Raw genomic sequence first — 11,913 nt, 5'->3', positions numbered from 1 at the left:
AGGCGAGCCGACCGACCGGGCCGCTACGCGATGCTCTCGTCGCCGGTCATCCGAGCGAACAGCACCTTTTCATATTCGTTGAAGATGCGGTTGAAATCCCTTGTGGTCACCGGTGAACGCCACTGCTGGATCCCGATCAGCAGTGTCACACCCATTATCGCCAGGGTCGCTGCTTCCCGGCGCGACCCGACGGCGGGTGCGAGGAGGTTGGTGACGATGTCGATGCGACGGTCGTCCACCCGCTTCTGGGCGGCTGCGACCTGAGCGTCGGTATGGGCCCAGCCACGTATCGCGGCTTCCGCGGAATGGGGAAGCCCTGCGGTCAGGCGCTTCAACAGGTGGACTCGCGCGGCGAGATCTCCTGGGACCCCAGCCAACTGCCCCAACCGCTCAGTCTGGGTCTCTTCCCAATAGGCGAGGAATTCGGCGACGAATCCGTCGAGACTGCCGAAGTACCCGTAGAACGATCCGGTCGTGACATTGAGGGCCCCACACAACGTGGCGATCTTCAGCTTGCCGACGCCGTCGGTGGCCAACAACGTCATGGCTGCGTCGAAATACTGCTCACGTGTAACCAAGAGGCGCACGGCAATTCCTCCCGCGAGTTCAACAAGTCCCCGGCTCTGCGCCGGTTCGATGTAATGATCCTTACATTTGCGGCCGACGTGCAGCTACCCAGCCCATGCGTATTGGCGTATGACTGCCTCGAAGTGGTCGAACATGACGTCGAACTCCGGGCCGCAGGCGCCGGCGTGACGATGTTGCCACCCGATCAGGAAGACCATCCCGAAGTCCCCGAGCCGCGCCGCCACTTCGGGCGAGACCACGATGGGGCGAAGGAATTCGACGAGAGTGGCAACCCGCTCCTCGTCGAGGCGCTGCTGCAGCCGTGCCACGGCCCGATTGCCTGCCGCCCATGTCCGCAACGCGGCCTCGGCGTGGTGCGGAACATCCCGTGCGACTTCCCGCAGGTGCGCCATCCGCATCGCGGACGACACGCGACTGGCGGTCAGTTCGGCCAGTCGCCGGTTCTGCGTCGACAAACGGGCAGCCAGCAGCGCTTCGACGAAATCTTCCAGCCCCCGGAAGTAACCATAAAACGACCCAGTCGTCACGCCCAACGAAGAACACAGCGAGCCGACCTTGATGCTGCCCGGCCCCTCCGTCACAAGCAGTTCGATCGCCGCGTCGAAGTAATCGTCGACGCTCACGATTCGCCTCATCGCATCAGCCGGCCGGAGCGGCTGCGTATCGCTGCACCAGCGTCCGCTTGACCAGCTTTCCCGTCGGCGTACGTGGCAGGCTCTCGACGAAGTCGACGGTCTTGGGCGTCTTGAACGCCGCCACCTTGCTCCGGGAGTGCGCGATGAGCAGCTCGGCCAATTCGTCGCTGGGCTCCACCCCCTCGCGCAGCTGGACCACCGCCTTGACTTGTTGACCCATGGCCGGATCCGGTACCCCGATGACAGCCACATCGAACACCGCAGGGTGCAATGCGAGTGCGTCCTCCACTTCCTGCGGATAAATGTTGACCCCACCGGAAATGATCATGAACGACTTCCGGTCTGTCAGAAAGAGATAACCGTCCGCGTCGACGTAGCCGATATCACCGACGGTGGTCCAATTGGCGTGCGCCGGGTGCTCGGCCTCCTTGGTCTTGGCCGGGTCGTTGTGATATTCGAACGGACGAACGTCACGCTCGAAGTACACCAATCCTGGTTCGCCAAAAGGTAATTCAGCGCCATCATCACTGCAGATGTGGACCGGTCCCAGCATGCTGCGGCCGACGGATCCGCGCTTGTCCAGCCACTCGTGCGAGTTGATGACGGTGAACCCGCACGCTTCGGTCGACGAGTAGTACTCGACGAGAATCGTTCCCCACCAAGCGATCATCGCCTCCTTGACATCGGGGGGACACGGTGCGGCAGCGTGGATTGCCAAGCGCAGACTCGACAGGTCGTACGACGTGCGCTCCTCGTCCGACATTTGCAGCATCCGCACGAACATCGTCGGCACCACCTGGATGGCGGTCGCCCGGTACTGCTGAATCGCGGCCAGCGCGCGGTCGGCCTTGAACCTCTCCAGCACCACGACGGTGCCGCCGTGCGCTTGGATCGCGCCGCACCACCGCAGCGGTGCGGCGTGGTAGATCGGCGCGGGAGACAGATAGACATCATCAGCGGTCACACCGAACGCAGTGCCCAGCAGTCCGGTGATCGGGTCTCCCGGCTCGCCTACCTGAATCGGCAGCAGCGGCGGTTTGATCCCCTTCGGGCGCCCGGTGGTGCCCGACGAGTACAGCATGTCGCTGCCGCGCGGCTGGTCGGCGAGAGTTCGATCACCGGCGCACGCCAAAAGGTCGGCGTACGAGCCGAATCCGGTCAGATCGCCACCGAAGCTGTAGGCGTGTTCGACGCCGGGCACCAGGACCCGCACCTGCTCGGCCAACTCGCCCAGGCCACCGGCGGCGATCAGCACCTTGGCTTCGCAGTCGTCGACGATGTAGGCGACCTCGTCGGCCGTGAGATGGAAGTTCACCGCGGTCAGGTACAGCCCAGACCGCAGGGCCGCCCAGTAGATGGTGAAGCACTCGGCGGCGTTGTCGCTGAGCATCGCAATGACGTCACCCTTGACGAGGCCGAGATCAGCCAATGCGACGGCGAGTTGGCGCGAGCTGTCATCGAGTTCGCGGTAGCTGACGATGCGCCCCGATTCAGCCATGATGACGGCCGCCTTGTCGGGCGTCATCAGTGCGTGCGTCCCTGGGAACATCGTCAGCCTTCCCTGCTGCCGGGCGTGAAAGTGACCGGCATCGAGGTCAATTCGTTGGAGAATGTCGACACCAGCCGGTTCACCGGGCCGGTGATCTCCATGTCCGGGATGCGGCGCAGGAGCTCCTCGAACAACACCCGCAATTCCAGACGTGCCAACTGATTACCGAGGCAGAAGTGCGCTCCGCCGCCGCCGAACGCCATGTGCGGCACCTTGCCGCGCGAGACGTTGAACGTCTCGGGGTCCTCGTTCTTCTCCGGATCGCGGGAGCCGGCCGGGTACCACAGGCACACGCGCTCACCCTCTTTCAGCGCGTGCCCGCCGACGACGGTGTCGGCAGTGACGGTGCGGGTGAAGTACACCACGGGCGACACCCAGCGCAGCATCTCCTCGACGGCGCCGGGGATCAGTTCCGGGTCGTCGAGCAGCTTCTGCCGCTCCGCCGGATTCTCGATGAGCGCACGAAGGCCGCCCGAGGCGGTGTTGCGCGTGGTGTCGTTGCCCGCGAACATCAGAATCGCGAAGAAAAAGGTGATTTCGGCTTCGGACAGGCGCTCGCCGTCCACCTCGGCGGTCAGCATCCGCGACAACAAATCCGTGCCGGGGTTCTCCTTGCGCGCGGCGGTCAGCGCCGTCAGGTAACCACCGATCTGGATCAGGGCGCCCATGCCCATCTGAGAATCACCGGTCGCCGCCGCACGCGACAGCATGTTGGTCCACTCGAACAGCTGCCGGCGGTCTTCCTGCACGACGCCGAGCATGTCGGCGATGACGATGAGAGGCAGCTCGACAGCGATCTCCTCGACGAAGTCGCAGGTACCTCTTTCGATTACGTCATCGATCAGCCGGGCCACCGTGGCACGGACTTCGGCTTCCATCTGCCGGATCATCCGTGGGGTGAAGACCGCCTGCACCACCATGCGCTGCTGCGTGTGCCGCGGCGGGTCCATCCCGAGGATCACTTCGCGCAGCGCCTCGATCGGTGCGGCGCCCATGGAGGCGGTGAAGAAGACCCCACCCCGGGCTGAGGAGAACAGTTCGGAGTTGCTGCTGATCGCCTGGATGTCGGCGTATTTCGTGAACGACCAGAAACCGGGTTCGTCGGCGTCGGTGAGCGCGTTCCAATGCGGACCCGCCGCCTTACGCATGCGCGCGAACAACTCATGCGGCGGCCCGTCCTGGAAGTACGACAGGTCGGTGAGATCGACTGTGGCCAGGTCGATGTCGGATTGAACGGTCATAGGTCAAGCACCAACTTTCCGGATAGGGAGTGGGAAACACAGGGCAGGATGACGTCTCCGGACGCGCGTTCGGCGTCAGTGAGCAGTGAGTCGCGGTGATCGGGAGTGCCTTCCAGGACGGTGGCCCGGCAGGTGCCGCAGACGCCTTCACCGCAGGACGACATGATGGGAACGCCGGCGTCTTCCAACGCCTCCAGCATCGGAACGCCGTCCGACACCTCGACGGTGATGGCCGAGCGCTGGCAGATCACCTGGTAGGTGTCCAGCGCCTGCTCGAGGGTTTCGGCGGCCGGCGCTTTGGCGGTGAACCGCTCGACATGCAGGCTGCCGTCCGGCCAATGCGCACAATGCTTTTCGACTGCCGCGAGCAGCGGCTCCGGCCCGCAACTGTAGATCACCGTGCCATCCGACGGCTCCGCCAGCACAGAGGCCAGGTCAAAAAATCCACCGCGCTCGTCGTCGGCCCACACCGTGACGCGGTCACCGTAGGTGTCCTGCAGTTCCTGTTGAAAGGCCATCGAGGACCGCGAGCGGCCGAGGTAGAGCATGGACCAATCGAGGCCCGCGCGCTCCGCGCTTTCGGCCATGGCCTTCATCGGCGTGATACCGATGCCACCCGCGATGAACAGGTACCTCGGCGCCGCTACGAGCGGAAAATTGTTGCGGGGTCCGCGAACCCGGACAGCGGAGCCTTCCTGCAGGTGCGCGTGGACATGCTGGGATCCGCCCCGGCTGTTCGGGTCGAGCAGGACGCCGACCCGCCAGGTGCCGGTCTCGCGCGGATCACCGCAGAGCGAGTACTGACGCACCAGCCCCTCGTCGAGCAGCAGGTCGATGTGGGCGCCGGGCTCCCACGCGGGCAGTTCGTTGCCATCGGGTTCGACGAGGTCCAGGGTCACCACGCCATCGGCAGCTGTCTCCCGCCGCCGCACCACCAGTTCGACGTCCGTCGCAGACATCAGTGCGCACTCCTTTCTGAATCGACCAAGGCAGACAGTTCGTCCAATTCGCTGCGGAAATCCGCCAACAGGTCCCATGCATCCGGCAAAGCGGTTGCATCACCGACGATTCCGATGTCGAGACCGTCCTGGTAGCTGACCACGGTGATGTTGAGGGCGAAGCCGTCGAACACGAGGCTGCCCGGGTAGGTCGCCACCAGCGGAGCCCCCTCGCACGTCATCGCGGACGGCGAGCCGGGCACGTTGGAGATGACCATGTTGATCGGCGGCCGGGCGAATCGCGATGAGGTCAGTTCCATCAGGCCACGCGCGGCGATCCCGAAGATCGGTACCGGAATCGGATCGTTCACGTCGCTGAGCAGGGTGTCCGGCGCGTCGCTGGTGCGCTGTTTCGCCGCCGTCATCGTTTCGTGCGCAAAACGCAGTCGGTCAACAGGTTTCGGCAGGTGTACCGGCACCGGCGCGATGATGGAACTGATCGCGTTGCCGAAGCGATCCTGCGTATCGGGCGACCGCTTCGATACCGGAATGTAGGCGACCAGCGGCCCCGTCGGCAGGTCGCCGGTCTCGGTGAGTCGGCGCCGCAGCGCACCGGCGCACAAGGCGATCACCACATCGTTGACGGTGATCCCGAAATGCGCTTTCAGCGCCTTGATCTCACCGAACGACACCGTCCCGTATGCCACGGTCCGAGCGCCGGAAAGTTTCACGTTGAACCGAGTTCGCGGTGCGTTGAGAGGCTTCGCAGCTCCGTCGCGGCGCACCGTCTGCGCCAGGGTGTGTACTCCTGGCAGCGCACGGATGGCCGGCACCTGATCCAGGTGCGCCAAGGTCTGAGGGGCGGCCAGCAGCGCCCGAACGCCACGAACGGGGAGCGCTGCCAGTCCACGGACGGCCAGCCCCAACGGGTTTGGCGCAGCTTCCGATCGGCGTCGCGTTTCGAGTTCCGGCGACACCGCGTTGTCGAGGATCGCGGCCAGGACTTCGCTGGCCGCGATCCCGTCGGCAGCCGCGTGGTGCAGCGTGATCACCACAGCAGTGCGATCGGGAAGGCCGTGGATGACGTCCAGCCGCCACAACGGCTTGTCTCGATCCAGGCGCGTCGACAAGATGTCGGCCACCGCCCGGCCCAGCATTTCGTCGTCGGCCTGCTCCGGCAGCGTCGACTCGAAGATGTGATCGTCCAGGTTGACCTCCGCCTCGATGAAGACCGGATGATCAAGCCCGAGCGGAACTTCCATCACCTTCCAATGCAATGGCGGAAGCTGATCGATACAGGCCGCCACCCGACTCCGCATCGTTGCGGCGGTGATGGTCGTACTGTCACCGGTTTCGAAAACGGCCAGCCCGCTGTAATGCGAGCCGAACGTGCGGGTTTCTGCTGCCAGGAACTGGGCATCCAGGCTCGAAAGGCGGCGCATCAGAACACCTTTCGCATGAGCTTCTTCGCCAGACGCCCATATGGCGGGTAGAACATCTGCGGGTCCGGACTGCTGCGCTTGGCCAGCACGGCGCGGTGGTGACTCATCGCTTCGAATCCCCACCGGCCGTGGTACGCACCCATGCCGCTGGCCCCCACGCCACCGAACGGCAACTGCGGCACCAACACATGCATCGCGATGTGGTTGACGACAGCGCCGCCGGACGGAACCGCGTCGATGATGTGCCGCGCCTGCGCCGTCGACTCGGTGAACACATACAGCGCCAAGGGTTTCGGCTTGGCGTTGACGTATCGCACTGCCGCGTCGACTGAGCCGATGCGAATCACCGGCAGGATCGGGCCGAAGATCTCGTCGGCCATGACCGGATCGTCCGCCGCCGGATCGAGAATGACGGTAGGTTCCATGCGCAGCGTCGATCGATCGGAGCCGCCGCCCATCACCACGGTGCCGGTCGTCGTGCCGATCAACCTGGCGAGCCGATCGAACTGACGGTCGTTGACGATTCGCTGCGAGGTGTTCGGCTCGGCCGACCGGAATCGTTCGACGTTTTCGGCGATCTTGGCCACGAGTTCGCCCGCGATGGCTCGCTCGGCCAGTACGTAGTCCGGCGCGATGCAGGTCTGCCCCGAGTTGAGCAGTTTCACCCAGGCGATGCGCCGGGCGGCGACGTCGATGTCGGCGTCCGCAGTCACGATGACCGGACTCTTGCCGCCCAACTCCAGCGTGACGGGGGTCAGCGTCGGCGCCGCGCCGGCCATGATCTTCCTACCCACCTCGGTGCCGCCGGTGAACAGAGCGTGATCGAAACCCTGAGCCAGTAGCGCCTGCGTCGTCGCGCCGTCCCCTTCGACGACCTTGATCGCGTCCGGGTCGAGGTATTGCGGCAGGAGTCGTGCGAGGAGCGCAGAGGTCGCTGGGGCAAGTTCGGAGGGCTTGACGACGGCGCAGTTGCCGGCGGCGACAGCGGCGACCAGCGGGCTGACGCTCAGATAGAAGGGGTAGTTCCACGGGCCGATGACCAGCACCACGCCGAGCGGGTCGTACTGCACCCAGCCCTTGGCCGGTAGTTGGCTCAGCGGCAGACCGACGGGACGTCGGCGCATCCACTTCTTGAGGTGCTTACGCGCGTAGGCCGCCTCGGCCTTGGTGGAGGCGATGTCGGCCAGCCAACCCTCGAACGCCGAGCGGCCCAAGTCGGCGGCGAGGGCATCGACGATCTGCTGCTCACGTTCCTCACACAGTCGCTCGATGCCGCGCAGCTGCTCGATCCGCCACGACAGGTCGCGCGTGCGACCGGTGGCGAACACCGTGCGCAGCGTGTCGACCACCGCGGTCTCCTGCTCGTACGCCGTTGAACCAACCACTCGCTTCACCACCTTCGTCAGATTCCGTACCGTCTACGCGACATTTGAAATGTAAGTTACGTTATATATGACAGTCAAGACCTCTTGCGCAGGAAATATATGTGGACCTACATTTGAACCGGAACGACGAGAGGAATCACCCATGAGCGCCACTTCCCTACGTGGACGACGGATCGCGATCACCGGCGCGGGCCGCGGCATCGGTCTGGCCACCGCCAGGGCGTTGTACCAGCGCGGAGCCACCATCGTGATCGGCGACCTGGACAATGAGTCGGCAGCAGCTGCCGCCGACATCGTGGGCCCCGGCACCGAGTCTTTCCCAGTGGATGTGTCCGACTACGAGTCCTTCGCGGCGTTCCACAAAGAGGCGACGGCCGACGCCCCGCTCGACGTTCTGATCAACAACGCCGGGATCATGCCGATCGGGCGGTTCCTCGATCAGTCCGCCGACAGGCACCGCCGCGCCGTCGAGATCAACGTCATGGGTTGCATCAACGGCATGCACCTGGCGCTGCCGGCCATGGTGGAACGCGGCTCGGGCCACATCATCAACATCGCCTCGTCGGCCGGCAAGACGCCGGTGCCCGGTGGCCTCACCTACTGCGGCACCAAGGCCGCCGTCATCGCGCTCACCGAGACCGCCCGCGTCGAATATGCCGATACGGGCGTGCAATTCACCTGCGTCATGCCGTCATTCACCAACACCGAGCTCATCGCCGGGACCGCCGGCCTGAAGTTCATCCCGACAGCGCAGCCCGAAGATGTCGCTCAGGCGATCGTGGATGCCGTCGCACGGCCAACTGCGGATGTGTTCGTGCCCAAGGTCATCGGACCGATCCTGCGCACGCAGCCCCTCATCGGGCGCCGGCTGCGCGATGCCATCAACACGCAGTTGGGCGCATACAGCACCTTCCTCGACTTCGACCCGAAAGCCCGCGCCGAGTACCAGCACCGCATCGACGAGTCGTAGTTCAGCGGATCGTCAGACCCGTCACTGCCCGCGAGATGACCAACCGCTGAATCTCACTGGTGCCCTCGAAGATGGTGAAGATCTTGGCATCTCGGTGCATCCGCTCGACCGGATAGTCACGGGTGTACCCGTTGCCGCCGAGAATCTGAATCGCCTCGTCGGTCACGTACACGGCGGTTTCGCTGGCCACCAGCTTCGCCATCGAGCCCTCGGCATTTTCGAACGGCACATTGTTGCGCGCCATCCAGCCGGCCCGCCACACCAACAGCCGGGCGGCGTCGATGCGGGCCTTCATGTCCGCCAGCTTGAAAGCGACGGCCTGGAATTCACCGATCTTCTTGCCGAATTGCTCACGCTGGCAGGCATATTCGAGGGCATATTCGTAGGCGGCCCGGGCCACCCCGACTGCCATCGCGCCGACCGTCGGACGTGTCCGCTCGAACGTCTTCATCGCGGCCTGGCCGCCCGCCGACGCACCCGACTTCACCCGAGCCACCCGGGCCTCAAACTTCTCCCGGCCGCCGAGGATCGCGTCCTCCGGCAGCCGCACGTTGTCGAGCACCACCTCGGCGGTATGCGACGCCCGGATGCCGTGCTTCTTGAACTTCTGCCCCTGGGTCAAGCCCTTGGTGTCCGGTCCGATGACGAAGCTGGCCTGGCCGCGCGACCCGAGCTCCGGGTACACCGACACGACCACGATGTGCACGTTGGCGATGCCACCGTTGGTGGCCCAGGTCTTGGTTCCATTGAGCACCCACTCACGGGTGGCCTCGTCATACCGGGCCCGGGCCCGGATGGACCCGACGTCCGAGCCGGCGTCGGGCTCAGATGAACAGAAGGCCGCGACCTTCGGATCCGCGGCCGTGCCGAACATTTCCGGCAGCCAGCGACCTATCTGTTCAGGAGTCCCGTTACCTGCCAAGGCCGCGGCGGCCAGACCCGTACCCATGATCGACAGCGCGATGCCGGCGTCACCCCAGAACAATTCCTCGAACACGGTGAGCATGCCGAGCCCGCTCGGCTCGGCGGCCTGGGTGGCGAACAGCTCCGGTGAGTACAGCCCGATTTTCGCCGCCTCCTGGATGATCGGCCACGGAGTCTGTTCCCGCTCGTCCCATTCCGCGGCGGCAGGGCGTACGACGTCTGCGGCGAATTGGTGCACCCAGTCGCGCACCTCGATGACGTCATCGCTGAGCTGCAGTGAGAATGTCATGTCACTCCTGTTGGTAGTCAAAGGGTTTCAGTTCCACAATCCATCAACTGCTGCGCCAAGCGGTACCACCGACGTATAGGTACCGAATTTGGCGCTCGAGCATCGCGGTGGCCGCGTCCAGGTCGCGCGCCGTGGTCTCTTCGTCGAGCCCGCGCGCGATGACCTCGAGCATCGAATCGATACCAGCGAGAATGGTGGCCATCAACATGCTCGACAGCATCTCCACATCACCGACGCTCCACGACCGAATGGGCTCGAACCGGGCCATGTAGGTGGCCAACTGGCTGGCGTACAAGCGGATCTCCGACCGGATCTCACGCCGGAGTACCGAATGGCCGGCCGCGCGTTGGCGAGCCAGGAACGCCAGGTGCGCATGGTCGCGCGAGACCACACCACGAAGTGCCTGCACACCGACGTGGATGGCGCCGCCGGACGAATCGATGTCGAGATTGGCCATCTCGCCCATGATCTCGCGCAGCGTGCGAAACGTCTCATGAATCACCGCAAGGCCGAGGTCATCGAGCGACTGGAAGTAGCGATAGAACGCCGACGGCGCGACACCTGCCTTGCTGGCCAGTTGCCGCAGGCTAAGCGCGTCGAAGCTCGACCCGCTGGCCGTCAGATCCAGCGCCGCCGTCATCAGCGCACGGCGCGTGTGCTCGCGGCGTTCCTGCTGTGTCCGGCGCCCATGCCGATCCCGCCCCTTGCCGGAGTCCGCCTCGACGGATAGAGAGCGTCTGTTCTCTGTGTCACCGGTCACGAATCCAATTCTAGCTATTGACCTCGACATACCGGCAACCATATCTTACGGAACATTCGTTCTCTAACTCGAATGGAGAGATCATGGCACGCATCGCGACCCGCCTACCCGGCGAGCGCAACCTCGCCGAAGAAGACCGCGACCGGATCGCCGAGATCCGGGGCGAGCTCATCCGCATCGGCAACGGCTGGCGCGAGCGCCATCCGTTCCTCACCGCTCACCAGGACGGGGTCGGGATGGCGATCTTCCTGATGTCTATCGCCGGCGTAGTCGTCGATGCCGCGCTCTACGCGGCCGGCATCCTGCCCTGGTACGCGACCATCCTGATCACCGCGTTCTGGCTGTCATTGCTGCACGAACTGGAGCACGACCTCATCCACTCGATGTATTTCCGGCAGAACCGCGCGGTGCACAACGTGATGATGTTCGGGGTCTGGTTCTTCCGGCCGAGCACCATCAATCCCTGGATCCGGCGGACGCTGCACCTGCACCACCACGAGGTCTCGGGCACCGATTCCGACCTCGAGGAACGCGGCATCACCAACGGCGAAGGCTGGGGCAGCCACCGGCTGCTCAGCCTGTTCGACTCGATGCTCGGCATCTACAGCAAGCCGCTCCGGCAGCGGGCCATCGTCACCGCCTACATCAACCACGAGGCCCGTTCCGCCGAGGAGGCGCGCCAACTCGCCGCCAAGACACTCGCGGTCTACTTCCCGCTGGGGATCATCCACTACACGCTGTGGCACCTGTTCATCGGCTTGCACCTGTTCGAATTCGTCACCGGCACCAGCATTTCCGGCAGCTGGGTGACGGCCTTGAACTTCGTCGCCGTCACGCTGCTGGCACCGAACGCGGTGCGCACGTTCTGCCTGCACTTCGTCAGCTCCAACATGCACTACTACGGCGACGTCGAGAAGCACAACGTCATGCAGCAGACCCAGGTATGGACGGCCAGGTGGCTCAAGCCCTTCCACGCCCTCTGCTTCAACTTCGGCGAGACTCATGCCATCCACCACTTCCTGGTCCGCGACCCGTTCTACCTGCGCGAGGCGATCAAGCACGATTGCCAGAAAGTACTGCGCGACAACGGTGTCCGGTTCAACGACTTCGGCACCTTCTACCGGGCCAACCGCTTCAGCCTCGCCCCGGCGCACGTCGAGCCCTGACCGCACCACTTCTCCGAACGGAAAAA

The 11,913-nt window shown here is 64.7% G+C and carries 11 protein-coding genes; 2 read left to right on the top strand and 9 right to left on the bottom strand.

The window, feature by feature from the left end; genetic code table 11:
* Window positions 1-23: 23 nt before the first annotated feature.
* From TL10_RS00470 to TL10_RS00440, 7 genes are all read right to left on the bottom strand, one after another.
* On the bottom strand, window positions 24-587 hold the full coding sequence (locus tag TL10_RS00470) for a TetR/AcrR family transcriptional regulator (protein ID WP_052506257.1): 564 nt from the start codon (window positions 585-587) through the stop codon (window positions 24-26).
* A gap of 84 nt (window positions 588-671) precedes the next feature.
* Entirely contained in the window at window positions 672-1,211 is a 540-nt protein-coding gene (locus TL10_RS00465; protein WP_157850336.1) for a TetR/AcrR family transcriptional regulator, read from the bottom strand.
* A gap of 16 nt (window positions 1,212-1,227) precedes the next feature.
* Window positions 1,228-2,772: an acyl-CoA synthetase gene (locus TL10_RS00460; RefSeq protein WP_043983962.1), complete on the bottom strand. Its 1,545-nt coding sequence runs from the start codon at window positions 2,770-2,772 to the stop codon at window positions 1,228-1,230.
* Window positions 2,773-2,774: 2 nt separating this feature from the next.
* Window positions 2,775-4,013: a cytochrome P450 gene (locus TL10_RS00455; RefSeq protein ID WP_043983961.1), complete on the bottom strand. Its 1,239-nt coding sequence runs from the start codon at window positions 4,011-4,013 to the stop codon at window positions 2,775-2,777.
* Window positions 4,010-4,972, bottom strand: a complete 963-nt coding sequence (locus tag TL10_RS00450) for a PDR/VanB family oxidoreductase (RefSeq protein WP_043983959.1) — start codon at window positions 4,970-4,972, stop codon at window positions 4,010-4,012. Before TL10_RS00450 ends, TL10_RS00455 begins: the two co-directional genes overlap by 4 nt.
* Window positions 4,972-6,393: a wax ester/triacylglycerol synthase family O-acyltransferase gene (locus TL10_RS00445; RefSeq protein WP_043983958.1), complete on the bottom strand. Its 1,422-nt coding sequence runs from the start codon at window positions 6,391-6,393 to the stop codon at window positions 4,972-4,974. Before TL10_RS00445 ends, TL10_RS00450 begins: the two co-directional genes overlap by 1 nt.
* Complete coding sequence (locus tag TL10_RS00440) at window positions 6,393-7,778, bottom strand: aldehyde dehydrogenase family protein (protein WP_043983956.1); 1,386 nt, start codon at window positions 7,776-7,778, stop codon at window positions 6,393-6,395. The genes TL10_RS00445 and TL10_RS00440 overlap by 1 nt, the downstream gene beginning before the upstream one ends.
* Window positions 7,779-7,920: 142 nt before the next feature.
* On the opposite strand from TL10_RS00440, the gene TL10_RS00435 reads away from it, so the two are divergent.
* A complete protein-coding gene (locus TL10_RS00435) occupies window positions 7,921-8,748 on the top strand; it encodes an SDR family oxidoreductase (protein ID WP_043983955.1) in 828 nt (275 codons plus the stop codon).
* A gap of 1 nt (window position 8,749) precedes the next feature.
* Here TL10_RS00435 and TL10_RS00430 read toward each other — a convergent pair whose 3' ends face one another.
* Window positions 8,750-9,961 (bottom strand): acyl-CoA dehydrogenase family protein, encoded by a 1,212-nt coding sequence (locus tag TL10_RS00430; protein WP_043390659.1) that lies wholly within the window; start codon window positions 9,959-9,961, stop codon window positions 8,750-8,752.
* 43 nt (window positions 9,962-10,004) lie between these two features.
* Window positions 10,005-10,721 carry a TetR family transcriptional regulator gene (locus tag TL10_RS00425; RefSeq protein WP_071286653.1) on the bottom strand — a complete coding sequence of 239 codons (717 nt, stop codon included), beginning with the start codon at window positions 10,719-10,721 and terminating at the stop codon, window positions 10,005-10,007.
* 83 nt (window positions 10,722-10,804) lie between these two features.
* On the opposite strand from TL10_RS00425, the gene TL10_RS00420 reads away from it, so the two are divergent.
* Complete coding sequence (locus tag TL10_RS00420) at window positions 10,805-11,887, top strand: fatty acid desaturase (RefSeq protein WP_043983953.1); 1,083 nt, start codon at window positions 10,805-10,807, stop codon at window positions 11,885-11,887.
* Window positions 11,888-11,913: the final 26 nt, after the last annotated feature.

Source organism: Mycolicibacterium llatzerense, from assembly GCF_000878195.1.
Classification (GTDB): domain Bacteria; phylum Actinomycetota; class Actinomycetes; order Mycobacteriales; family Mycobacteriaceae; genus Mycobacterium; species Mycobacterium llatzerense.
This window is presented reverse-complemented; position numbering and strand designations above follow the sequence as displayed.